Consider the following 24,692-nt stretch of genomic DNA (forward strand, 5'->3'; position numbering starts at 1 on the left):
GGCTGTTCTTGCTGTTCAGCGGCGATCAGAAATGGCGCACCCGATGGCAACACCGATGAGAATACCGATAATTCCGGCAGTTCCGAAAAGGGTCGTGGCTGTGCCTGGGTTTTCGCGAACCGTTTCGGCAACGACCTGACCGCGTTCACGCACGGCCTGCGCGGCATGACGGAAACGACCGGACGCATCATCCATGACTTCCTCCGCGCGTTCTCTCAGCTCGCCAGAATGTGACGCCAGCGACTTTGAAAGGCGCTTCAGTTCAGTGCGCATATCGGCAATCTGCTTTTCGAGAGCCTGCTGGATGTCGTTCGTGATCTTTTCGTCGGCCATTTGAAGTCTCCGTTGAATTGATGACGATAAAACGAGTGAAAACGCGTTCGGTTCCATGCTGCGACAATGCGGTTAACAAACATGGTAAACCGCTCGTAAACCATTTTAATTTATCATTTTCGAATACAAGAACGATCTGGAGCGGGGCCAGAATGTATATCGAAAAAGATACGTTTGTCGGTGGCTGCGAGCCGGTAGCTGCGCGCGTTGTCCGCACTGCTCAGTTGGCCCGGCAATGTATTGACCAGCTTCAGTCTGATCATGTTCGTGCACATGCAGAAGCCGCATTGACGCTTTTGCTTGATGATCCTTCCCCGAAAGTTCGCATGGCTATTGCAGATGTGCTTTCGACCAGCGTGCATTCGCCTTTGCATATCGTAACGGCGCTTGCAGCCGATCAACCTGAGGTGGCGGGATATATCCTTGCACGCTCAAAGCTTCTTAGCGACGCTGATCTGATTGATCGTGTGGCCTATAGCGCTCCATCGATGCAGGTTTTGATTGCCGCGCGCCCGCATGTTTCATTCGCAGTCGCGGCGGCAATCGCCGAAGTCGGGAATAATGAAGCTGTTGCTGAAATGCTCTTCAACAGCTGCGCCCGTATCGCCCCCGTTTCGTTTCGGCGCATCAGCGAGCGCTGCGGACATGATGCTGTCGTACGGGAAGCCTTGCTGGCCCATCCGCATCTTCCGGCTGAATGCCGTCATCTACTCGCAGTGAAAGTCGGAGAGGTTCTCCAATCTCTTCCACTGGTGAAATTGCTTCTGGGTCAACGCCGCGCCGATAAGGTTGTAGGCGATGCGACCGCTCGTGCCTCAATGCAACTGGCGGAAAACTGTTCACAAGAAGAACTCCCGGCGCTGGTCGAACATCTGCGTCTGCGCGGTGAAATCACGACCAGTTTTGTTATCCGTGCCGTTGCCGGAGGCCGTATAGATTTCTTCGCCAGCTTGCTGGGCGCACTTTCCGATCTCGATGATAGGCGGATTTGTGCGATTATTTCGGGCGGACGTCCTGCTGCCCTTGCTGCGCTTCTTCGCTCTTCCGGATTGAGCGATGCCACGCATGCGCCCTTGATTGTTGCCATCGAGGCCTGGCGGGCGGTTGCTGCCGGGCGAAAGCGTATGGGCGCTGCGGAAATATCAGCACTCATGTGTGAGGCTGTCGGGGGCGGCCGATTTGCTGCTGCCAATGACGATCTGGCCGCATTGCTACGTTCGATCCATCTGGAATTCATGCGTGAAACGGCAGGCGACAGACTGAAGGCTATTCCCGCTGCCTGATCAGCCTTCTTGCCGGAAAGGGCGCATAAGGCTGAGGCCATAGCCAACAGCAATGCCAAATATGGCTCCGGCCGCCTTGAAAACAAAGTCTATGAACTCGCCGTGACGCCCAGGTGCCAAACGTTGCATCAGTTCGAAAAGTGCGGCGCAGCCGACTGTCAGCAGAAGAACACCCATCCAGTGGCGAGGATAGGCGAGGGCGAACAAGGCTCCGACCAGAAAGAAAGCCGCAAACCGCTCTAGATCGACGGGCTCACCTGTCACGGGGCGGAATTTAATCGGGCTGATCGTAACTGCAAGGATGGCCAGAAGTATCATCCAGGCGCCAATGCGCAAAAATCGCTTCATGAAGAGCGCCTTTATTCATCCGTATGATCGCCGGGTGGTTCATCTTGCTTCGGATCGCCACAACGTTGGTACATTCGGTCGGTTATTGACTTTTTCAATGCGTTACCGAATGGCAACTCATAATGGGAAATGACATCGACGCCCATACACCATTTAACGTCGTGAGGCGACAGGGCATAATTGGTTTCGAGAAAGCCAAGCGCGTAATTCATGCCTTCGTCGCATTGCTCTGTCTGACAGAAATTACCGTCTCTGGCGAGCTGACGAATCGAACCTTCTCCGATCTTCACGACAATTGGTTCGACGGCAAATGGGGCCGCGCCTATCACAGCGATGACGACAAGTCCGATCAAGGTAAATTTTATAGAGCGCCGCATGAATCGCCATTTGTAACTGGTTTCCGCAAGTTCATAACGCATGAGCGGCAATATGATGGCAAGTCGCAATCCATGGGAAATCAGCGGAAATTAAGGGGTTTCAGCTCAATACCCTTTGGAAAAGCCTTCACCGTTTGTGGCGGTAAGTGAAATTGATTATTCCGGTTTTCGGCCAAATTGTAGCTAGATGTATTTTAGTTCGCATCGGTTTAATGTTGACTTTTACGTAAATGGGGGAGCACAACTTAGCCTCTGAACTCAATTCGGTTTAGAGGCTGGTCCGCTTGATATAAGGCAGGAATGTTGTGGTGCGCGAATATTATACGATCACAGAGTTGACGCGCGAGTTCGGTATTTCAACCCGTACTTTGCGCTTCTACGAAGATGAAGGCCTGATCGCTCCTGTGAGACGTGGCCGCACACGACTGTTCCGTCCCGCCGACCGTCATCTTCTGAAGCAGATTCTGCGTGGCAAGCGGCTTGGTTTTTCGATCGCCGAAATCCACGAAATCATCCAGATGTATCGTGAGCCGCCCGGCGAGACGGGGCAGCTGAAGCTGCTCATGAAGCGCGTTGAGGAAAAACGCGCCGATCTTCGCCAGAAGCGACGCGACATTGAGGAGACACTCGGCGAACTCGACCAGATCGAGGAATCCTGCATCGAGCGTCTTGCCGAACTGGGCGTCAATACCTGATCTGTTTTACCGGGTATCGGGCACCGGTGAGCACATTTGTGCAATATCCTGGACCGTGCTGTTGTTCTCCTGATCGATCTTGCCGCTGAAGACATCATCGAACAGTTTCGCTTTATCCAGTTCCGTCACGACGCAGCCGCAGAACTGCTGGCATAGCTGTTCGCTTCCGTTTTGCAGGCATGCAGCAACACAGGATTGCGTGAAAGCTTCTCGCGGTGTTGGCTGTGCCGGAGGCATCAGTTGCGAGAAAACATAAACTAGCGCGATCAGAACTGGCTGATGAATGAGATAAAAAGCCAGACTATGCCTGCCGATAAATGTCAGCGGCTTTTCAAGCAACTGGGGTTTGATCCCGCCAGCCAAGAGCTGAAGCCATCCAAAACGCTGAAACATGCGCGCCGCCGCCATGCCGATAAGGACAGCTCCGAACCAAGGAAACAGCGGCACATAATCGTTCGAACGCGGCGCCACGGTCGAAAGGCCGACCCAGCTGAGCGCGGGATTGTTGAAAATATCGGCGCTTGCGTAAAGCGGGGCGCTGATGACCAACGCTGCAATGATCAATATTGCAAAGGCGGGCAGGCGCAGGAAAAGAAGACCGAGCACACTTGCCAGAGCGATCTGGTGAAGGATGCCGAAGAAGATGAAACTGTCCGGCGACATATACCATGTGACTGCTGAAATCGCGGCCGCAGCGATAACGATCTGTGCCAGACGTTTCGCCATTGATTTCCAGCGAATCCCGTTGCCATGCGCCAGAACGAGGCTGAAGCCGACCAGAAACAGGAAGCTTGAGGCAATACAGCGGGCGAAAAGCTTCCAGCCCCCATGGGCAGTTGTGGCAGGCGCCATATAGCCGAAAAACTCAAGATCCCAGCCAAAGTGGTAGATCGCCATGGCGATCAGCGCGATCCCACGCGCAATATCGATGCGCCCGAGACGAATACGGGACGAAGGTGCAATATCCTGAGGCGTGATGTTAGACATGGTTCCTTCCGGCTGGATAGCGCTATCCGGCGTTTTTCGATTCCCGGCAAATCTCTAACACAGGCTTTTGCAACACTATAGTATGCGGTCGCACACGGATTCGTGCTGGCATGGGCACGGAACGAGGGCTGGATATTGGAGAGCTTGATTGTTTTTTAGTCTGTCGAAGATTTTCTGGCTGTTTTTCCAACCTGTTATGATAATTCTCGTTCTTGTCCTGATTGCTTTTCTGGCCATGTGGCGAGGTTCTCGACGGCTCAGTATGAGTGTGCTGGGGTTGTCTATCGCCATTCTGTTTTTTGCGGCTTTCACCACACTGGGTTCTGTTCTGCTTGCCCCGCTGGAAGATCGTTTCCCGAAACCGGATGCAATGCCACAACATGTGGATGGGATTGTTGTTCTTGGCGGCTATATGAATGGCGACATCAATGCCGGGCGCAAAGGTTTCGAGTTGAATAGCGCGGCCGACCGCATTTTCGAAGCGATGCGGCTGGCGAGATTATATCCAGACGCCAGGGTTATTGTTTCCGGAGGTGATGGAGCCTTTTTCGAAGAATCCGTCAAAGAGGCAGATAGCACGCGGCAGATGCTGGTAGATCTCGGCTTTTCCGGCGAACGTTACATCTATGAAAACAAGTCTCGGAACACGGTTGAGAATGCAATTTTCTCGAAAGAACTGGCCCAGCCCAAGCCCGGCGAAACGTGGCTTCTGGTGACTTCCGCATATCATATGCCGCGATCCGTTGGCTGCTTTCGCAAGGCGGATTTCGATATTGTCGCCTGGCCGGTAGACTACAAGACGCGCGCCAGCGAGCGTTTTGCCCTTTATCTCGAATCCCCGAATGAAGCGCTTTCGCGGTTCAGCGTGGCCATGCGTGAGTGGGTAGGACTTGCCGCTTACTGGTTGGCGGGCAAGACAGATATGCTTCTACCTCAACCCTGATGCCGCATTTCTGCCGTCACTTTAAAGCTTTTGTTAAGGTTATCTATTGGTAACTGATTGATAAAGAAAGCTTTCATGAAGCGTATGTTCAATCCTGAAAATTCATCGCCACAATTCAGTCGCTTTTCGCCGTTGCGTTCCGTTGTTCACGAAGCTATATGATTGGTAACAGCGTTGTGAAGGACGCTGTGTAAAAGAGTTGCACAACAAGGTTGCCAAAATCTCCATGGACGAAACCGTTCAAAAATCCTGCTGGGGCGTTACGCTCTGGGCAGTCGTTGGTCTCGCTGCTGTCATCCTCATGGCCTATTTGTTCTCCGTCTAGAGCATGTCTCCCGAAAGTGGGAACCGGTTTCGGGATAAAGACATGCGTGAAAACAAACGGATAGAGCATTTCCAATGAATCAAACAAAACAGGAAATGCTCTAGAAGTCAGGCGGCGTTACGTATTCCGGAAATTTGATGCCGCATTTCGGCATTCCGTTTGCGTTGATCCTTTCCTACACTATCTGATAGAGATACGCGGTTTCTGCGTTAGCGACTTTTTGCCGATTTTTGTCTAGAATGGACGATCAGGCAAATCGCGGGCGACGCTGCGATCAGGAATCAATCAGCCTTTATGACGGCTGCAGAAGGTGTGGAATGTTTCTGTCGGTTTTCGATCTTTACAAGATTGGCATTGGGCCTTCCAGTTCGCATACGATGGGCCCGATGACGGCTGCGCGCATGTTTCTCAATGAAATTATAGGCGGAAACTGGCCACGACCTGCGCATTCGAAAATCCACCGGTTGAAAGCGAGCCTGCACGGCTCTCTTGCATATACCGGCGTCGGGCATGCGACGGATCGAGCCGTCATTCTGGGGCTCTGCGGTCATCTGCCGGATACGATTGATCCCGACATTATGGACGTTGAAGTTGAGAAGGTGTTCGCCGAGAAGAAGGTGAAACCCGATGGGCATCCGGCCTATCATTTTGATCCGAAGGTCGATCTCGTACTGGATCGGAAGACTCCTTTGCCGGGGCACGCCAACGGCATGGCTTTCTCTGCATTCGATGCCGATGACAATCTTCTCTTGCGTCGGGCATACTTTTCCATCGGTGGCGGCTTTGTGGTGACGGAAGAAGAGCTGAGCCGCGTTCAGCGTAGCGGTGCAAAGCAGGACGATAAGGCTGATGTGCCGTTTCCGTTCCGTAGTGCCGCTGAGATGCTTGAGATGGCCCATGACAGCGGGCTGTCGATCGCCGAAATGAAGCGGGCCAATGAAGAAAAGCATATGGCACGCAGTGATCTGGATAATGGTCTCGATCGTATTTGGGGGGCCATGCGTGGCTGTATCGAGCGTGGACTGAGCCGAGACGGTGTCATGCCGGGCGGCCTGAATGTCCGTCGTCGTGCGCGACAGCTTCATGATAAGCTTCAGGATGACTGGCGCAATAATCGCAGTAACCCGCTTCTGGCAAATGACTGGCTTTCGGTTTACGCGATGGCGGTCAATGAAGAAAACGCGTCCGGCGGCCGGGTAGTCACCGCACCGACAAATGGTGCTGCAGGCGTTGTACCGGCGGTTCTGCGCTATTATCTGCATTTTCATGATGATGCCGATGAGAAAGGCATTCGCGATTTTCTCCTGACGTCTGCCGCAATTGGTGGTGTCATCAAGCACAACGCATCGATTTCTGGCGCGGAAGTTGGTTGTCAGGGCGAAGTAGGATCAGCATCGGCAATGGCAGCAGCGGGTCTTGCCGCTGTGCTTGGCGGATCGCCTGAGCAAATTGAAAATGCTGCTGAAATTGCGCTCGAACACCATCTTGGCATGACCTGCGACCCGGTTGCCGGACTTGTGCAGGTGCCGTGCATTGAACGTAACGCGCTTGGTGCGGTGAAGGCGGTGACCGCAGCGTCACTTGCTGTCAAGGGCGACGGCAAGCATTTTGTACCTCTCGACGCTTGTATCGAGACAATGCGCCAGACCGGTCACGATATGAGCGAGCGTTACAAGGAAACCAGTCAGGGTGGTCTCGCCGTCAACGTGGTCGCCTGTTGATTCGCAATTCTGGGCGGAATGCGATGCTTCAGGCTTGAAGCGCGCATTCGTCTTGGCTAAATCACCCCTATGGCTCTCAATCTCGTCAAACTTTGTGTCGGCTGCGACAGTATCGAAGATCTCGCGGCTTGGATCGATTTCCGTCTCGCTGAACAGCGTGCGGCCGGTTTGGTGCCGGAACAGTTTCACACAACGAGAATGGTTCCGAAACGGATCGATGAGCTGCTGGAAGGTGGCTCGCTCTACTGGGTTATCAAGGGCAACGTCCAATGCCGTCAGCGCCTGCTGGATGTTCGTCCATTTACGGATGAGCAGGGTATCAATCGCTGTCACCTTGTTCTCGAACCCAAGGTCATTCCGACCGAGTGGCAGCCACGCCGCGCTTTTCAGGGTTGGCGCTATCTGGCTGAAAATGAAGTCCCGCGTGATGAAGCCGCGGGTAAAGCGGGCAGGGCTGCCTTGCCTGCAGAATTGCGCCAGGAGCTGGCGGCTCTGGGATTGCTTTGAAGATTGATACACTCATGTAAAAGGGCCTGCCGGTTAACCGGCAGGCCCTTTTACATTTCATCTGGTGTTCATTCAGTTTTCTATCGTCAGGCGCACAGAAACTCGGTCGAAATTCACCGGCAGGGTCATCCGCATGGAAGCCCGTGGTTGAACCAACCGCTTGTTACGTGCTGCATGAGAGACGAGCAGCCCGACCAGATCTTTAGTCTGAAAGCCGGTGCCTCGCCTTACATCGGCAATTCGCAGGGCAGCCTGCTTGAGGCCTTGCACCGAGAACAATGCACCGAAGGCTGAAGTCTTGCCTTCATCCTGTGTCCAGTCGGCTGTTTTGAACGGCGGCTGGCCGAAAGTTTCTCTCATATTTGACATCTCGAAACCCTCTACGCACTACAAATTCGGGTTTGAAGCTGGCAACGAGGGGGCAGAACCCCTCGCAATCGATTAGTTCGCGACTGCATAGCAGCCGAAGTTTTTCTTCTTCAGCGAGGCGCAGGCATCCCAAGCAGCCTGCTTGGAGGAGAAGCCAACAAAGCGGGCGCGGTAGAAAGTTGCGCTACCCTTGTTGAAGGTCTCGGTATAGGGCGACGCCGCACGCAGCGTGCCACCTGCCGTGGCAGAAGCCTTGGCAAGCATGTCCCGTGCCTGACCTTCGCTCGGGAGGGAGCCGATCTGGATAGCCCAGCCACCGGCAGCAGGGGCGGATGCCGTGGTGACCGGATCGACTTCCTGAGCCTGTGCAGACGGGACGGCGGCCTTCGGTGTGGGGCGGATCGCAGCCTGTGCGGCCAGCGCAGCAGGACGCGCGGTCGGTGCTGCAAGTGCCAGAACCTGAGGCTGGTCGCTATCGCCTTCACCACTTTCGTTGTTGATGATGTCGTCCACGGCTGCAACCTGACGGGTTACAGGAACAGGGGCATTCTTGGCCTTGGGAAGATCGATCGAAGCAACGACCTGCGGTGCATCGTTGCGCATGGCGACGAGCGGTGCAGCGTTACGGCTACGCGTTGCCATAGGAAGATATTTGCGGATGAGCTGAGTCATATGGGCGTCGCGGCTTGCACCGGTATTGCCGCCCATGACCACCGCTACGAGCCTGCGGCCATCCAGACTGACTGAAGAGGCCAGATTGTAACCGGATGCATTGGTGTAGCCGGTCTTGATGCCGTCCACGCCTTCAACGCGACCGAGTAAACGGTTGTGACCGTTGATGGTCTGTCCGCGGAAAACGAAGCTGCGGCGGGAGAAATAGGAGAATTCGTTCGGGAAATGCTGGCGAAGTGCGATGCTGAGAATCGCCATGTCGCGTGCAGTCGTATGCTGCGCCATGTTCGGCAGACCCGATGCGTTACGGAACGTCGTGTTACGCATGCCAAGACGACGAGCCTTTGCTGTCATCATCTGCGCAAAGCGCTCTTCGGAGCCGCCGATATATTCGCCGACGGCAGTTGCCACGTCATTGGCCGACTTTGTGATCATGGCCAGCGCTGCATCTTCAGCACGAATGCTTTGCCCCGAACGGAAGCCGATTTTCGTGGGCGGACGTGCGGCGGCATAGGCGGACACCGGGATACGCGTGTCCTTGTTCATGCGTCCTGCCTGCATTGCCTCGAAAAGCATATACAGAGTCATCATTTTGGTGAGGGAAGCTGGATAGCGCTGTGCATCCGCATTCGAGGCAAACAGCGTTTTGCCGGTGTTCGCATCGATCACGATCGCTGCATATCTATCGCTAGCCGCTATCGCCGGTATCGTTGTCGAAGCTGTCGAACACCCCGTTACAACTGCAAGAAGAAGGGTGGCTTGCGCCGCTCTTTTCAAGGCATATGCGACTTTACTAAATGCGGTACGCACGATGATGACCTACCTGTATCCCGGATTTTTTGAACTGCGACACAAAAGGCACACAGCGTCTAATTCGGTGATCCTACTGCCATCAGCGTTACCAATCCGTTTATGGTAACCGTGTTGTTCATAAATTTCGGAAAAATTTTGAGGAAGCCGTAACGCTGACAGTCCGTTCAGGCCCGGTGCGTTGCGAACGTTCACGCAGATGTGTCAATGAAATGCGGTGTTCGTATCAGGGGAAGGCAGTGGTGTCACAACACAAAAAAAACCCGCTTGCGCGAGTTTAGTTTTGCTGCTGCCTTGTTTGGGTGGAAGGGGAGAGGCAGCCTCTAGAAATGAGCGGGTTTTAAAAAGTATGTTCTGTTAGTAGCCCTAATGCATTTATTAATGTTTTGATTATGTGAGAAAATTAGTACTTTTTTCGTATTCGTGAAACCGCAATTTGTGTTCCGCTTTTTATAGGGTCGAGTTTATTAGGTCCAATTATTAGTACCTATATTATTTGGCAGCGAAGTGCTCCGGCTATTTTACATAGAGCTGTTTTGTCATGACCTATCGTTCGGACGACATCATATAACTGTGTCAAGCCTCGTTATTGCAATAAGTCCCGGTTGCAAGTGCCAATGAAGGGCTTAAAATCACCACATGACGACCTACATAATAGGGCAAGTTGGGTCAGGCAGATGGGCATCCGGGTAATAGGTTTCATGAGGCATCTCGATATAGTCATGCAAAGCAAGACTGACGGCGGAAATGGTCCGGAAAACGGCACCGTTGTAGTTACGCGTACACAGCCGAAAACCAAGAAGCCCAGCCTCTATCGTGTCCTGCTCCTCAATGACGACTACACACCCATGGAGTTCGTCGTTCATGTCCTGCAGCGGTTTTTCCAGAAGAACCAGGATGATGCCACGCGCATCATGCTGCATGTTCACAATCACGGGGTCGGCGAGTGCGGCGTATTTACATACGAAGTCGCCGAAACCAAAGTTAGCCAGGTCATGGATTTCGCCCGCCAAAACCAGCATCCGCTGCAATGCGTGATGGAGAAAAAGTGAGGTCATATGCCATCGTTCTCCCCAAGCCTTGAAAGGGCCCTGCATCAAGCCCTCACAATTGCAAACGAGCGGCATCACGAATATGCGACGCTCGAACATCTTTTGCTTGCCTTGATCGACGATCAGGATGCGGGCGCAGTGATGCGTGCCTGCAGCGTCGACCTTGAGCATCTCAAACGTATCGTTACCGACTATATTGATCGCGAACTTGATAATCTCGTCACGGGTTATGACGAAGATTCCAAGCCAACTGCCGCTTTCCAGCGCGTCATTCAGCGCGCGGTCATTCATGTGCAATCCTCGAACCGTGAGGAAGTAACCGGTGCCAACGTGCTGGTTGCCATTTTTGCGGAACGGGAAAGTCATGCTGCCTATTTCCTCCAGGAGCAGCAGATGACACGTTATGATGCCGTGAACTATATTTCGCATGGCATCTCCAAGCGCCCGCAGAACAGCGAAACTCGCCCGCCGCGCGGCGCAGAGAGCGCAAGTGAAGAACGCACCAGCACAGAACAGGAAGAAAGCGCCAAGAAGAAGCAGGACGCCCTGTCTGCCTATTGCGTCAATCTGAATGAGAAAGCCAAGGCCGGGCGTATCGATCCGCTGATCGGTCGTGACAGCGAAATCAGCCGCACCATTCAGGTACTCTGCCGTCGTTCGAAGAACAACCCGCTTTATGTGGGTGATCCCGGCGTCGGCAAGACTGCGATTGCCGAAGGTCTTGCCAAGCGGATCGTTGAAGGACAGGTGCCTGAAGCGCTTGCCGATGCGACGATATTCTCGCTCGACATGGGCACACTTCTGGCTGGCACCCGCTATCGCGGTGACTTCGAAGAGCGTCTGAAGCAGGTCGTCAAGGAGCTCGAAGAGTATCCGGGTGCGGTTCTGTTCATCGACGAGATTCATACAGTCATCGGGGCTGGCGCCACTTCGGGCGGCGCGATGGATGCATCGAACCTGTTGAAGCCGGCGCTTTCATCGGGTGCTATCCGCTGCATCGGATCGACGACCTATAAGGAATATCGTCAGTTCTTCGAGAAAGACCGTGCCTTGGTGCGTCGCTTCCAGAAGATCGATGTCAATGAGCCTTCGATCCCGGATGCGATTGAAATCATGAAGGGGCTGAAGCCCTATTTCGAGGATTTCCATAAGGTCAAGTACACGGTCGATGCCATCAAGACGGCAGTGGAACTTTCTGCGCGTTATATTTCGGATCGCAAATTGCCAGACAAGGCAATTGATGTGATTGACGAAACAGGTGCCAGCCAGATGCTGCTGCCTGAGAACAAGCGCAAGAAGACCATCGGTGTGAAGGAAATCGAAGCGACAATCGCAACGATGGCCCGTATTCCGCCGAAGTCGGTATCGAAGGATGATGAGCAGGTTCTCTCGCATCTGGATGCTGAACTGAAGCGTGTCGTTTACGGTCAGGATCTGGCCATCGAAGCGCTGTCAGCGTCGATCAAGCTCGCCCGTGCGGGATTGCGCGAACCGGACAAGCCAATCGGCTCTTACCTGTTCTCCGGCCCGACCGGCGTCGGCAAGACGGAAGTCGCCAAACAGCTGGCAAGTTCGTTGGGCGTGGAACTCCTGCGTTTCGATATGTCGGAATATATGGAACGTCACACCGTATCGCGGCTCATCGGTGCGCCTCCCGGCTATGTTGGCTTCGATCAGGGCGGACTCCTGACCGATGGCGTCGATCAGCATCCGCATTGCGTGCTGCTGCTTGATGAGATCGAGAAGGCACACCCCGATCTGTTCAACATCTTGTTGCAGGTAATGGATCATGGCTCGCTGACCGATCACAACGGCAAGAAGATCGACTTCCGCAATGTGATCCTGATCATGACCACCAATGCCGGTGCATCGGATATGGCGAAGGCAGCAATCGGCTTCGGTTCCACGCGTCGCGAAGGCGATGACATGGAAGCGATCAACCGCTTGTTCACGCCTGAGTTCCGTAACCGACTGGATGCGATCATTCCGTTCGGTCCGTTGCCGGTTCCGGTCATTCATCAGGTTGTGCAGAAGTTTGTGCTTCAGCTTGAAGCACAGCTTGCTGAGCGCGGCGTGACCTTTGAACTGACCGAAGGCGCAATCGCCTGGCTTGCTGACAAGGGTTACGACGAGCGCATGGGCGCACGTCCGCTTGCCCGGGTTATCCAGGAACACATCAAGAAGCCATTGGCTGATGAGGTGCTCTTCGGAAAACTCAAGCATGGTGGCACAGTCCGTGTGGACGTCGTGACGAAACCGGACGGCAAGACCGATCTTTCGCTGGAAAGCGTGGCTGATAAGCCGGTAAGTCCGAAGAAGGATATTCCGGCTGAGAAGAAGCAGCTGCAACGCAAGAAGGCTGCGCCGAAGAAGGCAGAGAAGGAGAAGGTGCTGGCGGGCAAGGCCGAACCGGCGCCGAAATCTTCCCCGAAGTCCTCGGCGGCCAAATCTTCGGTGCCGAAAGTGCCACGTAAGAAGTAACAAGCAAGCGAAACGGCCCTCTCTGAGGGCCGTTTTGTTGTGAGCATGAGGCTGGTGTGAAGGAAAACTGAGGTTTTCCGATCTGAGTGGTAAAAACCGGGTGCAACTTGCTCGGACCTTGCTCTAACGTGACTCCATGCCACCGATTCATTCCGATTATCCTGAGCAAAATTCAGAAGACCATCGTCACCTGCGATGGTTCTTGCGCGGCTGCACACGCATTGGCAGTATTCCAGCTCTATTGTTGATGAGTTCGTTTATCGGTTTTGCGGGACTGGCAATTGAAAGCGGCATCACCGTTGTTCAAGCCGTCTTTATGACTCTGACCATCTGGGCGCTTCCGGCAAAGGTCGTTCTGATCGGAGCGATCAGTGCAGGTGTGGCTTTGCCTGCCGCGGCTCTCGCAGTGGGACTTTCGTCCGTGCGTTTGATGCCAATGGTGGTCGCGCTGCTTCCCGAGTTGCAGGGACCGAAAACGCGAAAACTGACGCTCGCTGCTCTGTGTCATTTCGTTGCCGTCACCGCCTGGGTCATGGCCATGGAGGAGCTGCGCAAGATCCCGCGTGATATGCGGACGAGCTATTTTGCGGGGATCGGTATGGTTCTGGTGGGAACCAATGCAATTGTCGTTGCTATCGTCTATTCGTTATCGACGTCTTTTCCGCCAATTGTTTTCGCGGCACTTTTCATGCTGACGCCGATGTATTTTCTGACGTCGCTCTGGCGTTCAGCCAGAGAAAGGGCAGGGCAGGTCGCAATGATTTCCGGGATCGTTCTGTTCCCCATATTTCATCATCTGGCTCCTGGATATGACCTGCTGATCACGGGGGTTCTCGGTGGGCTGATAGCATTTGGTTTTCACCGGATGCGCCGCGTATCGGTGGGGGCAACTGAATGAACTGGGACAGCTTTTCGACCTGGTGGTGGCCGTTTCTATTTATCCTCCTGGCTGGAGCGCTTCCAACCTATCTGTTTCGGCTGATGGGGGTGCTGGTTGGTGGGCGCGTGCGGGAGGATTCAGAAGTTCTCGTTTTCGTGCGCTGCGTCGCAACTGCGCTGGTTGCAGGCGTTATCGCGCAGCTTATTCTCTATCCTAATGGAGAACTGGCCAATTCGCCGCTCTGGCTCCGCGCTGGTTCCGCTGCGGCAGGATTTGCCGCCTTTCTCACTACCGGTAAGCGATTGCTCGTCGGCGTGCTCGTTGCGGAAATCCTGCTGGTAATCGGCCTGCTTACACTTTGAAAGTGTGAGTCTTATCAGAGCGCTGCACGAATCTTTTCAGCGTTTGCGGAAAGAACCGCTGCGTCTTCCATCTGTCCGGTATGGGGCTTGAGCGCCACGCCTTCAAAGCGCGGGATCACATGAAAGTGCAGATGATAGACGGTCTGGCCGGATGCCGGTTCGTTGAACTGCATGACGGTTACGCCATCGGCATTGAATGCCTTCTTCACTGCCTGCGCGATTTTCTGCACCACTTGAACAACATTCGCGAGGGTTTCCGGCTTGGCATCGAGCAGATTGCGGGAAGCAGTCTTTGGCACAACCAGCGTGTGGCCCGTGCCTTGCGGCATCACATCCATGAAAGCAACGACGTCATCGGTTTCGTAAACACGGGTGGACGGGATTTCGCCGCGCAGAATTTTGGCGAAGATATTGTTGTCGTCATAGGTGGCGGACATGCGATTCTCTCCAATGCGAAAATGTTTGACAGGATCAGACCGTATCAAGTCGCGTTAGGCAAGGTGGATAGAGCGAGCGCATCCCGAAAGGTGTGAAGCGGCTTTCGGATGAGATGCGCGTCAAAACAAACAATCAGGACGCATCCCTGAATGGCGAGTGTTCTTCCAGGGCGTCCTGAATTTGTTCGACTTCGCGACGTTCATGATCGAGATAGTCGCGTACGGCATTCCGAAAGCCTTCATGGACAATATAATGCGCTGAATGGGTTGTTACCGGCACATAACCGCGGGCGATTTTGTGCTCGCCCTGTGCTCCGGCTTCCACGACGCTGAGCTTTCGATCAATCGCAAAATCGATCGCCTGATGATAGCAAACCTCGAAATGCAGGTATGGGTGATCTTCGATGCAGCCCCAATGACGGCCGAAAAGTGTATCACCACCGATGAAGTTGATCGCGCCGGCAATGTAATGTCCGTTGCGTTTGGCCATGACGAGCAGAATGTCTTCCGCCATGGTTTCGCCGATCCGCGAAAAGAACTGCCTGTTCAGATAGGGCCGTCCCCATTTGCGGCTACCGGTATCCGTATAAAACGCGAAGAAGTCGTCCCAGACGGATTCCGTGAGGTCGCTGCCGGTCAACCAGTCGATTTCGATACCATCCGACAAGGCTTCACGTCGTTCTTTCTTTAACGCCTTGCGTTTCCGAGATACCAGCTCATTCAGAAAATCATCGTAGCTTTTAAAGCCATTGTTTTTAAAGTGAAACTGCTGATCCTTGCGATGAAGAAACCCTGCGCGCTCAAGCGCGATGATCTCACCTGGTAGTGCAAATGTGACATGCGCTGATGAGACGCCGGATTGATCAGCCAGTTCCCGCAGTCCGCCAGCCAGCGCCAGTCGAACGGTTTCGCTTTCATAGGCGATGTGATTGAGGAGGCGCGGACCGGTAGCCGGTGTAAACGGCACTGCGGCCTGAAATTTTGGATAGTATCGACCACCGGCGCGCTCGAAAGCATCAGCCCATCCATGGTCGAAGACATATTCTCCCTGACTATGCCCCTTGAGATAGTTCGGCACGGCTCCGATGAGGTGGCCCTGATCATCTTCAAGGCGCAAATGGCGCGGAAGCCAGCCCGCTTTTCGTGAAACCGAGCCTGATTCTTCCAGAGCCAGCAGGAAGTTGCGAGTAATGAAGGGATTGTAATGCGCGTCCTGCCGGGAAGCCCCGACAAGACTGTTCCATTCGCCTGCCGTGAATTCGCTGATATTCTCAACGACACGGAGAACAAAGCTTTGCTCATTCTGCGGATCTTCGTCGTTCACCGCTATTCCTTTGCCGTTATCGCACATATTTTGCGGCGTTCGGCGTGTTGTCGTCAAGCCACGAGGGCGCGTGGATCAAAGCCCTCGAACGTGATCTGGTCGACATTGAGATCGCTATGTTTCTGCATTTCCCGATCCCTCACTGTCCAGCTGATCACAGGCATTTGCAATTTCTCCCGAACGAAGGTGACGAACGGGTTGGGCAGGTGATGCACATTATAGGAGACGAAGGAGATGCCATGCGCCAGCATGGAGAAATGTCTTTCATAGTCTTCCCTGCGTGTACCTTCGGCTGTTAGACCGCCAGGAATTCCCGGTGCATCTGCCGCAAAACGGCGGATCAGGTGGTGATCGAAAGACATGATCGCGGCTTCGCCCTTATAGGACGCCAGTTCTTTGGCAACGGCGGCAACCAGACCGTCATCTTTACCTTCGATACCCTTCAGCTCGATAACGAGGGGAACGCGACCATCGACCAGATCAAGCATTTGACGAAGCGTCGGCACATGATCGGCGGTGCCGCCAATCTTCAGTGCGGTGGCTTCCTTCAGTGTCAGATCGCTGATGTAGCCTTCGCGACCAGCAAGGCGCTTCAGTTCATCGTCGTGAAAGACGACTACGCCGCCGTCACTTGTGAGATGCACATCGCATTCGATAGCGAAACCCGCTTTTGCTGCTGCCTCGAACGCTGAAAGAGTGTTTTCCCAGCGCTCTTTATTGAGATCGTGCAATCCGCGATGAGCAACAGGACGCTTCTTGATCCAGTCGATGGAAGTCATGTCAGGCAACCTCGATGATCGCTTCTATTTCAACAGGTGCATTGAGGGGTAGGCTCGCAACACCAACAGCCGAGCGGGCATGTTTGCCAGCGTCGCCGAGAACCGCCACGAGGAGATCGGAGGCGCCATTGGCCACAAGGTGCTGTTCCACGAAATCAGGTGTGGAAGCCACGAAGGCGGTAATCTTCACAATCCGCTTGATGCGGCCAAGGTCACCAAGAGCAGCCTTTGCCTGGGCAAGGATGTTGACAGCACAGGCGCGTGCAGCCGCTTGTCCGTGCGCAACCGTCAGCTCATCACCAATCTGCCCCGTGTGCACAAGCTTGCCGCCTTCCAGCGGAAGCTGGCCAGATGTGAGAAGCAGAGAACCGCTTTGCGCAAAAGGAACGTAGTTTGCGGCGGGTGCTGCGGCCTCCGGGATAGATATACCCAGATTTTTGAGGCGGCTGTCGATCGTGTCGGTCATTGTATTAATCCTTGCTTGCAAAGGTACTTCGCGATCTACCTATAGGCAGAATCGGTGAAGCTTTTGGGAAGGGTGCTTTTTTTGCCTCGCTTCCGCCACGAGTTTTTTTATCATGCTCGTCAACTCATCGGGAGATTCATGTATGCGTTTTTTCAAGAGTGCGGTTGCGGCGAGTGGAACGGCTGCTTGTGTATGGGCCGGATTCGCTGGCGTCGCTCATGCGGCCTCGACAGTAACGTTGGTTCCACATCGCGCAGTCTATGATCTGACCCTGGATCGTTCCGATGAAAAATCGGGGATCAGTGGTTTGACCGGTCGTATGGTCTACGAGTTCAACGGATCTGCGTGTGAAGGCTACACCACCAATTTCCGTTTCGTGACGCGGATCGATATGGAAGAACAGCCGCAGCGTGTGACCGACCAGCAGACGACGACTTTCGAAGGCGCAGACGGAAAGAACTTCCGTTTCGTCAACAAGACCTTCGTGGACAAGGAACTGGTCAAAGAAGTGCGTGGTGACGCGAAACTCGAGGGCGGCAAGACAGTCGTTGAACTGAACAAGCCGAAGGAAAACAAGCTTGACCTCAAGGGAACGCAATTTCCGACCGGACATATGGAAGAGCTGATCGGCAAGGCGGAAGCCGGGCAGAAATTTTACCAGACGTCGCTTTTCGACGCGTCCGAAGATGCCGACCGGGTGGTTGCTACCACCGTTGTCGTCGGCAAGGAGCAGTCTCTGCCGGATGACGAGACCAAGGTCATGGGTAAATTTTCCAAGGATCAGGTCTGGCCGGTGACGATTGCCTATTTCGATGACAAGGAAAAGCAGGACGGCCTGCCGATCTACCGCATTAATTTCAAGCTCTATCGCAATGGCATCACCCGTGACCTCACTATGGACTATGGAGATTTCTCCATGCGCGGGAAGCTTGTGAAGCTTGATGTCTATGACGCGGCAAAACAGACCGCAACCTGCAAATAAGCACGCCGATTGGCGTGTTTGTTCGCCTGTTCAATGCTATATTGTGTAGACGACTTGCAATTTACGGCGTGATCAGTTAACAGCGCGCCTATTCCACACACGGGATTGGGCTTTTGTCGGGAGAAATCCGGCAAAAACCTCCGGTGGCGAGAAATCGCCTCAGCCCGTGGAGGTTAAACCGGAAAAGGAAAATAAAGATGGCATTGCCTGATTTCAGCATGCGCCAGCTTCTGGAAGCTGGTGTTCACTTCGGCCACCAGACCCATCGCTGGAACCCGAAAATGGCACCATACATCTATGGTGACCGTAACAACATCCACATTCTCGATCTGTCCCAGACCGTTCCTCTGCTGCACAATGCGCTGAAGATCGTTTCGGACACGGTTGCTCGTGGCGGTCGCGTTCTGTTCGTCGGCACGAAGCGTCAGGCTTCGGACATCATTGCCGATGCTGCCAACCGTTCGGCACAGTATTATGTCAATGCACGCTGGCTCGGCGGCATGATGACCAACTGGAAGACGATCTCCAACTCGATCCAGCGTCTGCGCAAGCTCGACGAACTTCTGGCTGGCGAAGCTCAGGGCTTCACCAAGAAGGAACGCCTGAACCTTGAGCGTGAGCGTGAAAAGCTTGACCGCGCCCTCGGTGGCATCAAGGACATGGGTTCGGTTCCGGACCTGATGTTCATCATCGACACCAACAAGGAAGCGATTGCTATTCAGGAAGCCAAGCGTCTTGGTATCCCGGTTGTCGCAGTGATCGACTCGAACTGCGATCCAGACCAGATCGACTACCCGATTCCGGGTAACGACGACGCTGCACGCGCTATCGCTCTCTATTGCGATCTGATTGCTCGCGCTGCTCTCGACGGCATTGCTCGTCAGCAGGGCGCAATGGGCATCGACGTCGGCGCGCAGGCTGAAGCTCCGGTTGAGCCAGCCCTCGAAGCTCCGGCTGAAGGCGCTTAATCAGCGTATGATTTCATCCATCCGTCATATCTGCGATAGGGCGGGTGGATAATCTCGTTTCATCCCGGTGCGGGATTGTGATTCCTGAAGTGCAATGCTCAGGGTGATCGCGATCCAGAAACCAAGCGCCGGTTAAAAGTTGGCACACCCATCCGGTGTGCCTTCGCTTTCATGAAAGGCGATATCATGAGCATTTCCGCATCTCTCGTCAAAGAACTCCGCGACCTCACCGGCGCCGGCATGATGGACTGCAAGACAGCACTTGCTGAAACCAATGGCGATATCGAAGCTGCCGTTGACTGGCTGCGTGCCAAGGGCATTGCAAAGGCTGACAAGAAGGCTGGCCGTACGGCTGCCGAAGGTCTGGTTGGCGTTGCAGCTTCCGGCAACAAGGCTGTTGTCGTTGAAGTCAATTCCGAGACCGACTTCGTTGCCCGCAACGATGCTTTCCAGGATCTGGTCCGCAAGATCGCCCAGGCTGCTCTGTCGACCGACGGTTCGACCGAAGCTGTGGCCAACGCCAACGTTGACGGCAAGACCGTTACCGAAACGGCAAAGGACGCTGTTGCCACCATCGGTGAAAACATTGGCTTCCGCCGTTCGGCTGCGCTGACCGTCCCGCAGGGCGTTGTCGCGACCTACATTCACAACGGCGTTGCTGATGGCCTCGGCAAGCTCGGCGTTCTCGTAGCAATCGAAACCGCTGGCGATGCAGAAGCTGCAAATGCATTTGGTCGTCAGGTTGCCATGCACGTTGCTGCAATCAACCCGCTGGCTCTCACCGCCGAGGACGTTGACCCGGCTGCTGCCGAGCGCGAAAAGGCGATTTTCATCGAGCAGGCCCGTGAATCCGGCAAGCCGGACAACATCATCGAAAAGATGATCGAAGGCCGTATGCGCAAGTTCTACGAAGAAGTTGTTCTTCTTTCGCAGGCTTTCGTCATCAATCCTGACCTGACGGTTGCAACTGCCCTCAAGGAAGCTGAAAAGACCATCGGTGCACCGGCCAAGATCACCGGCTTTGTCCGTGTTGCTCTCGGCGAAGGCATCGAGAAGGAAGAAACCGACTTTGCTGCTGAAGTAGCTGCTGCTGCCAAGGGCTAAGTGGCTCCGTTTTTTCAGCGCATTTTGTTCCGAAAACCGGTTTCCACTTTTCGGAATGCGCTGATTGCCTGAAAAGGCTTTTGATTATGAAGGGCATCGCGTGACAACGCGGTGCCCTTCGTGTATCGGAACCCAAACACAACCACTTGATCACAATCTGCGGAGAGCATCCAATGTCCGGTAAGCCCGCCTACAAACGCGTCCTTTTGAAAGCCTCGGGCGAGGCATTGATGGGCAGTCAGGGCTTTGGCATTGATGTTTCCGTTGCAGACCGTATTGCAAGCGATATCAAGCAGGCACGGTCGCTTGGTGTTGAAGTTGGCGTCGTGATCGGCGGCGGTAATATTTTCCGTGGGGTTGCTGTGGCCTCCAAGGGCGGAGACCGCGTCACAGGCGATCACATGGGTATGTTGGCCACGGTCATCAATTCGCTGGCGCTGCGTACTTCCCTGCACAAGATCGGCGTCGATTCTGTCGTGCTCTCGGCCATAGCCATGCCTGAAATCTGTGAGAGCTTCTCGCAGAGACAGGCTACGGCTTACATGGATGAGGGCAAGGTCGTGATCTTTGCTGGTGGCACCGGAAATCCTTTCTTCACGACGGATTCGGCAGCAGCTCTTCGTGCTGCGGAAATTGAAGCGGATGCGCTTTTGAAGGGCACGCAGGTTGACGGAATCTATTCTGCCGACCCGAAGAAGGATCCGAACGCGACGCGTTTTGACAGTTTGACCCACAAAGAAGTTCTCGATCGCGGGCTTGCAGTCATGGATACAGCCGCTGTTGCCCTTGCGCGTGAGAACAACATTCCGATAATAGTCTATTCCATCCATGAAAACGGCGGCTTGGCCGAAATTCTGCAAGGCAAGGGACGCTGCACGATCGTTTCCGATAATTGATCGACCTTTGCTGCGTATCGAAGGAGAAAATGCATGAGTGATGCTTTCGACATCAACGACCTGAAACGCCGCATGGAAGGCGCTATCAACTCTTTGAAGCACGACCTTAACGGTCTACGCACGGGCCGCGCTTCAGCAAGCTTGCTGGAGCCGATCGTGATCGAGGCCTATGGCTCGACCATGCCGATCAATCAGGTTGCCAATATCACTGTTCCCGAATCGCGTATGCTTTCGGTTTCCGTCTGGGACAAGAGCATGGTGGGCGCTGTGGAGCGCGCAATTCGCGATTCCGGCCTCGGTCTCAATCCTATCACCGATGGCACGACGCTGCGCATTCCGCTGCCGGAATTGAACGAACAGCGCCGCAAGGAACTGGTCAAGATCGCGCACCAGTATGCTGAGCAGGGTCGTATCGCTGCCCGTCATGTTCGTCGTGACGGTATGGACACGCTGAAAAAGCTGGAGAAGGACAGCCTCATCAGTCAGGATGATGGCCGCGTTCTGTCTGAAAAAGTGCAGAAGCTGACGGACGAAACCATCGCGGAGATGGATAAGGTCGTTGCAGTGAAAGAAGGGGAGATCATGCAGGTCTAGTACTTGCATGGTTTTCATTGAGGGAGAGCTTCGCCATGTCCGATCCGCGCCACATCGCCATTATCATGGATGGCAATGGCCGTTGGGCGAAGGCGCGCAATTTGCCGCGCAGCGCCGGGCACCGGGCAGGCGTGGAAGCTCTTCGTGAGATTGTACGGGCGGCCGGGGATCGTGGCCTCGGCTACCTTACATTGTTTGCGTTCTCTTCAGAGAACTGGACCCGCCCCAGCGGCGAGGTGAACGATCTTCTGGGGTTGCTGAAGATTTTCATCCGACGCGATCTTGCTGAGCTGCACCGCAATAATGTGCGTGTCAGTATTATCGGCGAGCGCGAGGAACTTGCCGCCGATATACGTGCGCTATTAGTCGAAGCGGAAACGCTTACGCGTCGCAATACAGGCCTCAACCTGATCATAGCTTTCAATTACGGTTCCCGCGACGAGATCGTCCGTGCCGTTCGAAGTCTGGCGCGTGATGTCGCTGCCGGACTGCTTGATCCTGCTTCCATTTCCAGTGAACTGGTTTCCGCAAATCTCGATACAGCCGGGATACCCGATCCCGATCTTATCATCCGTACGAGCGGGGAAATGCGCCTGTCGAATTTCCTGCTCTGGCAAGCGGCGTATTCCGAGTTTCTATTCCTGCCCATTCATTGGCCTGATTTCCGCGCGTCTGATCTTGATGCAGCCTATGAGGCTTTTCGCCAGCGCGAGCGTCGGTTTGGCGGCGTTGAAGTGCGCGCCGGACTGGAAGACCGTGAAGAAGAAATCGCATGCCCTTCGACCAAGGGGGCGGCAGTCTAAGGTGGTTCCCGAGAGTTGGGACGACTGAAAATGCTCTAATATGGCGTAAGCCAGTCCCTCGAAAGGTCTCAATGTCCAATCTGCAAACCCGCATCATTACTGCCATTGTCCTCGGTGCAGCCGCCTTGTGGCTGACGTGGGTCGGCGGTTTGGGTTTCACACTGTTTTCGATTGCAATCGGATTGGCCATGTTCCACGAGTGGACGAGCCTGACCGCACCGAAGCAGACAGTGTTCTCGCGTGTGTTCGGCTGGGCATGGCTGGTGCTCACAAGCGTTCTGCTTGTTATGGACCGGAGCGCTTTGCTGACGATTGGCGTTCTGTTGGTGGGCACCCTCATTCTTCTGGCCACGCAATGGCGGACAGGGCGCGGCTGGCCAGCGGCGGGGCTTTTCTATGCAGGTTTCTCCGCCGTTTCGCTTTCACTCCTGCGCGGCGATGAGCCCTTTGGCTTTACTGCGATTGTTTTCCTTTTCGCAGTTGTCTGGTCCACGGATATCGCGGCCTACTTCAATGGCCGGGCACTGGGCGGGCCGAAATTGGCACCGCGCTTTTCACCGAACAAGACGTGGTCAGGCGCCATCGGTGGCGCCGCGGCTGCGGTAGCCGGTGGCATTCTGGTTGCCTCACTGGTGGCTGCTCCCGGCAGTTGGCTGGTACCGCTACTCGCATTGCTGCTGTCTGTCGTTTCGCAGATTGGCGACCTTGCAGAATCATGGGTGAAGCGCCAGTTCGGCGCAAAGGACTCTGGCCGTCTTTTGCCGGGGCATGGCGGTGTTCTGGATCGCGTGGACGGGCTTGTCGCTGCTGCCGCACTTTTGTACCTGTTTGGTGCAATTTTTGCAGAGCCAGACGTGCCGTCCGCTATATTCTTCAGTTTCTAAGGGTGCGACGGATGAGTTTGTGGGATTGCTCAAAACGCATTCGGTTCTTCGGAAGCCCACTAGCGTTGTGTAAGGAGTAGTGATTTGCAGGAGGCGTTGGCCTTTTTTCTGGGTGGCGAAAGTCTGCTTGTCGGGACCATCATTCCATTCCTCTTTGTTTTGACCGTTGTGGTCTTTGTTCATGAAATGGGCCACTATCTGGTTGCGCGCTGGTGCGGCATTGGCTCACAGGCATTTTCTATCGGCTTCGGACCTGAGCTGATCGGTTTCACGGACAAGCACGGCACGCGGTGGAAGATTTCTGCCATTCCGCTTGGTGGCTATGTCAAATTCATCGGTGACGAGAGCGCCACGAGCTCTCCAGTTGACGTCGATAATGCAAGCCTGAGCGCAGATGAGCAGCGAAGGGCATTCCATACCCAGCCTGTGTGGAAGCGTGCGGCGACCGTCTTTGCCGGTCCTGCTTTCAATATCATTCTGACGATCGTTATCTTCAGTGTCTTCTTCGCGCTCTATGGGCGTCAGATTTCCGATCCGCTCATAGCTGGCGTTCAGCCTGGCAGTCCTGCTGCTGAAGCAGGGTTTGAAGCCGGGGATCGCTTTATCAGCGTTGAGGGCGAAAAGATCACAACTTTTTCCGACGTGCAGCGCATCGTATCCGGACGGGCCGGGGACAAGCTGAACTTCACTGTCGAGCGTGATGGCAAGATGGTGGATTTGCAGGCCGTTCCGGCAATCGTCGAGCGTACGGATCCGCTTGGAAACAAGATCAAGCTTGGCGCCATCGGCGTGGAAACCACTGAAGCTGTCGGTAATTTTCGCCGGATTGAATATGGTCCCCTCGAATCAGTGGGACAGGCTGTCATGGAAACGGGCTACATTATCAGCCGGACAGGAGAGTTCTTTCAGCGTTTTGCGGTCGGGCGTGAGGATAAATGTCAGCTCGGTGGTCCGGTGAAAATTGCCAATATGGCTGGTAAGGCTGCAAGTCAGGGTTTTGACTGGCTTATCCAGCTAATGGCAATGTTGTCGGTTGGTATCGGGCTTTTGAACCTGTTTCCATTGCCTCCGCTGGATGGCGGTCACCTGGTTTTCTATGCGGTGGAGGCCATAAAGGGTAGCCCGGTATCTGTTGCGGCGCAGGAAATTTTCTATCGTGTTGGGTTCCTACTTGTTATGGGATTCATGGGGTTCGTACTTTTCAACGACCTGTTTGCCTGCTAGATGACTCTCCGGCTGGCTCAGGTGGTGATCTTGGGGATCGGTGCAGGCTGGAGGGTTCCAGTCAGCTAACCGCTATGATGCGCATC

Annotated in this window: 27 protein-coding genes; 17 read left to right on the forward strand and 10 right to left on the reverse strand. The window is 54.5% G+C overall.

The window, feature by feature from the left end:
* Positions 1 to 15: 15 nt before the first annotated feature.
* The gene (locus tag FG152_RS20945; protein ID WP_498988185.1) at positions 16 to 333 is read right to left on the reverse strand and encodes an ElaB/YgaM/YqjD family protein; all 318 of its coding nucleotides are present in this window, start codon (positions 331 to 333) and stop codon (positions 16 to 18) included.
* 152 nt (positions 334 to 485) lie between these two features.
* Here FG152_RS20945 and FG152_RS20950 point away from each other — a divergent pair, with 152 nt between their 5' ends.
* A complete protein-coding gene (locus tag FG152_RS20950) occupies positions 486 to 1,616 on the forward strand; it encodes a DUF2336 domain-containing protein (RefSeq protein WP_029924638.1) in 1,131 nt (376 codons plus the stop codon).
* Here FG152_RS20950 and FG152_RS20955 read toward each other — a convergent pair whose 3' ends face one another.
* Both FG152_RS20955 and FG152_RS20960 read right to left on the reverse strand, forming a co-directional pair.
* The gene (locus FG152_RS20955) at positions 1,617 to 1,964 is read right to left on the reverse strand and encodes a VanZ family protein (RefSeq protein WP_010659958.1); all 348 of its coding nucleotides are present in this window, start codon (positions 1,962 to 1,964) and stop codon (positions 1,617 to 1,619) included.
* A gap of 11 nt (positions 1,965 to 1,975) precedes the next feature.
* Positions 1,976 to 2,341, reverse strand: a complete 366-nt coding sequence (locus FG152_RS20960) for a hypothetical protein (protein ID WP_029924641.1) — start codon at positions 2,339 to 2,341, stop codon at positions 1,976 to 1,978.
* A gap of 308 nt (positions 2,342 to 2,649) precedes the next feature.
* Between FG152_RS20960 and FG152_RS20965 the strand changes: the two genes are divergently transcribed.
* On the forward strand, positions 2,650 to 3,036 hold the full coding sequence (locus tag FG152_RS20965) for a MerR family transcriptional regulator (RefSeq protein ID WP_010659960.1): 387 nt from the start codon (positions 2,650 to 2,652) through the stop codon (positions 3,034 to 3,036).
* 6 nt (positions 3,037 to 3,042) lie between these two features.
* On the opposite strand, the gene FG152_RS20970 is transcribed toward FG152_RS20965, so the two are convergent.
* Positions 3,043 to 4,023 (reverse strand): heparan-alpha-glucosaminide N-acetyltransferase, encoded by a 981-nt coding sequence (locus tag FG152_RS20970; RefSeq protein ID WP_029924644.1) that lies wholly within the window; start codon positions 4,021 to 4,023, stop codon positions 3,043 to 3,045.
* 148 nt (positions 4,024 to 4,171) lie between these two features.
* Between FG152_RS20970 and FG152_RS20975 the strand changes: the two genes are divergently transcribed.
* From FG152_RS20975 to FG152_RS20985, 3 genes are all read left to right on the forward strand, one after another.
* Complete coding sequence (locus FG152_RS20975) at positions 4,172 to 4,966, forward strand: YdcF family protein (RefSeq protein WP_029924646.1); 795 nt, start codon at positions 4,172 to 4,174, stop codon at positions 4,964 to 4,966.
* 642 nt (positions 4,967 to 5,608) lie between these two features.
* Positions 5,609 to 7,012, forward strand: coding sequence for an L-serine ammonia-lyase (locus tag FG152_RS20980; RefSeq protein WP_029924648.1), 1,404 nt, complete (start codon positions 5,609 to 5,611; stop codon positions 7,010 to 7,012).
* Positions 7,013 to 7,081: 69 nt separating this feature from the next.
* Positions 7,082 to 7,519 carry a DUF1489 family protein gene (locus tag FG152_RS20985; protein ID WP_010659965.1) on the forward strand — a complete coding sequence of 146 codons (438 nt, stop codon included), beginning with the start codon at positions 7,082 to 7,084 and terminating at the stop codon, positions 7,517 to 7,519.
* 72 nt (positions 7,520 to 7,591) lie between these two features.
* Here the strand turns inward: FG152_RS20985 and FG152_RS20990 are convergent, their stop codons facing one another.
* Both FG152_RS20990 and FG152_RS20995 read right to left on the reverse strand, forming a co-directional pair.
* Positions 7,592 to 7,888: a hypothetical protein gene (locus tag FG152_RS20990; RefSeq protein ID WP_010659966.1), complete on the reverse strand. Its 297-nt coding sequence runs from the start codon at positions 7,886 to 7,888 to the stop codon at positions 7,592 to 7,594.
* A gap of 72 nt (positions 7,889 to 7,960) precedes the next feature.
* Positions 7,961 to 9,370, reverse strand: a complete 1,410-nt coding sequence (locus FG152_RS20995) for a D-alanyl-D-alanine carboxypeptidase family protein (protein WP_012091945.1) — start codon at positions 9,368 to 9,370, stop codon at positions 7,961 to 7,963.
* Between the two features lie 722 nt (positions 9,371 to 10,092).
* On the opposite strand from FG152_RS20995, the gene clpS reads away from it, so the two are divergent.
* The 4 genes from clpS to FG152_RS21015 all read left to right on the forward strand — a co-directional run bounded on the left by clpS (position 10,093) and on the right by FG152_RS21015 (position 14,145).
* Complete coding sequence (gene clpS, locus FG152_RS21000) at positions 10,093 to 10,422, forward strand: ATP-dependent Clp protease adapter ClpS (RefSeq protein ID WP_061346484.1); 330 nt, start codon at positions 10,093 to 10,095, stop codon at positions 10,420 to 10,422.
* Between the two features lie 6 nt (positions 10,423 to 10,428).
* Positions 10,429 to 12,903 (forward strand): ATP-dependent Clp protease ATP-binding subunit ClpA, encoded by a 2,475-nt coding sequence (gene clpA / locus FG152_RS21005; protein ID WP_029924654.1) that lies wholly within the window; start codon positions 10,429 to 10,431, stop codon positions 12,901 to 12,903.
* 247 nt (positions 12,904 to 13,150) lie between these two features.
* Positions 13,151 to 13,801, forward strand: coding sequence for an AzlC family ABC transporter permease (locus FG152_RS21010; protein WP_235817397.1), 651 nt, complete (start codon positions 13,151 to 13,153; stop codon positions 13,799 to 13,801).
* On the forward strand, positions 13,798 to 14,145 hold the full coding sequence (locus tag FG152_RS21015) for an AzlD domain-containing protein (protein ID WP_029924658.1): 348 nt from the start codon (positions 13,798 to 13,800) through the stop codon (positions 14,143 to 14,145). Before FG152_RS21010 ends, FG152_RS21015 begins: the two co-directional genes overlap by 4 nt.
* Positions 14,146 to 14,159: 14 nt before the next feature.
* Here FG152_RS21015 and FG152_RS21020 read toward each other — a convergent pair whose 3' ends face one another.
* The 4 genes from FG152_RS21020 to FG152_RS21035 all read right to left on the reverse strand — a co-directional run bounded on the left by FG152_RS21020 (position 14,160) and on the right by FG152_RS21035 (position 17,151).
* A complete protein-coding gene (locus FG152_RS21020; RefSeq protein WP_029924661.1) occupies positions 14,160 to 14,582 on the reverse strand; it encodes an HIT family protein in 423 nt (140 codons plus the stop codon).
* Between the two features lie 133 nt (positions 14,583 to 14,715).
* Positions 14,716 to 15,906, reverse strand: a complete 1,191-nt coding sequence (locus FG152_RS21025; RefSeq protein ID WP_029924663.1) for a GNAT family N-acetyltransferase — start codon at positions 15,904 to 15,906, stop codon at positions 14,716 to 14,718.
* A 53-nt stretch (positions 15,907 to 15,959) separates the two neighbouring features.
* Positions 15,960 to 16,685 carry a glycerophosphodiester phosphodiesterase gene (locus tag FG152_RS21030; protein WP_029924665.1) on the reverse strand — a complete coding sequence of 242 codons (726 nt, stop codon included), beginning with the start codon at positions 16,683 to 16,685 and terminating at the stop codon, positions 15,960 to 15,962.
* Between the two features lies 1 nt (position 16,686).
* Positions 16,687 to 17,151, reverse strand: a complete 465-nt coding sequence (locus FG152_RS21035; protein WP_006471616.1) for a RidA family protein — start codon at positions 17,149 to 17,151, stop codon at positions 16,687 to 16,689.
* A gap of 142 nt (positions 17,152 to 17,293) precedes the next feature.
* On the opposite strand from FG152_RS21035, the gene eipB reads away from it, so the two are divergent.
* The 8 genes from eipB (at position 17,294) to rseP (ending at position 24,606) form a co-directional block, all read left to right on the forward strand.
* On the forward strand, positions 17,294 to 18,133 hold the full coding sequence (gene eipB, locus FG152_RS21040) for a cell envelope integrity protein EipB (protein WP_498988191.1): 840 nt from the start codon (positions 17,294 to 17,296) through the stop codon (positions 18,131 to 18,133).
* A 197-nt stretch (positions 18,134 to 18,330) separates the two neighbouring features.
* Complete coding sequence (rpsB, locus tag FG152_RS21045) at positions 18,331 to 19,101, forward strand: 30S ribosomal protein S2 (protein WP_010659976.1); 771 nt, start codon at positions 18,331 to 18,333, stop codon at positions 19,099 to 19,101.
* A 186-nt stretch (positions 19,102 to 19,287) separates the two neighbouring features.
* Positions 19,288 to 20,205, forward strand: coding sequence for a translation elongation factor Ts (tsf, locus tag FG152_RS21050; RefSeq protein ID WP_029924668.1), 918 nt, complete (start codon positions 19,288 to 19,290; stop codon positions 20,203 to 20,205).
* A gap of 173 nt (positions 20,206 to 20,378) precedes the next feature.
* Positions 20,379 to 21,101: a UMP kinase gene (gene pyrH, locus FG152_RS21055; protein WP_029924670.1), complete on the forward strand. Its 723-nt coding sequence runs from the start codon at positions 20,379 to 20,381 to the stop codon at positions 21,099 to 21,101.
* Positions 21,102 to 21,134: 33 nt separating this feature from the next.
* Positions 21,135 to 21,695: a ribosome recycling factor gene (gene frr / locus FG152_RS21060; protein ID WP_010659979.1), complete on the forward strand. Its 561-nt coding sequence runs from the start codon at positions 21,135 to 21,137 to the stop codon at positions 21,693 to 21,695.
* Positions 21,696 to 21,730: 35 nt separating this feature from the next.
* Positions 21,731 to 22,498 (forward strand): isoprenyl transferase, encoded by a 768-nt coding sequence (locus tag FG152_RS21065; protein WP_029924672.1) that lies wholly within the window; start codon positions 21,731 to 21,733, stop codon positions 22,496 to 22,498.
* A 71-nt stretch (positions 22,499 to 22,569) separates the two neighbouring features.
* On the forward strand, positions 22,570 to 23,382 hold the full coding sequence (locus tag FG152_RS21070; RefSeq protein ID WP_010659981.1) for a phosphatidate cytidylyltransferase: 813 nt from the start codon (positions 22,570 to 22,572) through the stop codon (positions 23,380 to 23,382).
* An 84-nt stretch (positions 23,383 to 23,466) separates the two neighbouring features.
* Complete coding sequence (gene rseP / locus FG152_RS21075; protein WP_012091955.1) at positions 23,467 to 24,606, forward strand: RIP metalloprotease RseP; 1,140 nt, start codon at positions 23,467 to 23,469, stop codon at positions 24,604 to 24,606.
* The last annotated feature ends 86 nt before the right edge of the window (positions 24,607 to 24,692 follow it).

The sequence above is a fragment of the Ochrobactrum sp. XJ1 genome, from assembly GCF_024701725.1.
GTDB lineage: Bacteria > Pseudomonadota > Alphaproteobacteria > Rhizobiales > Rhizobiaceae > Brucella > Brucella anthropi.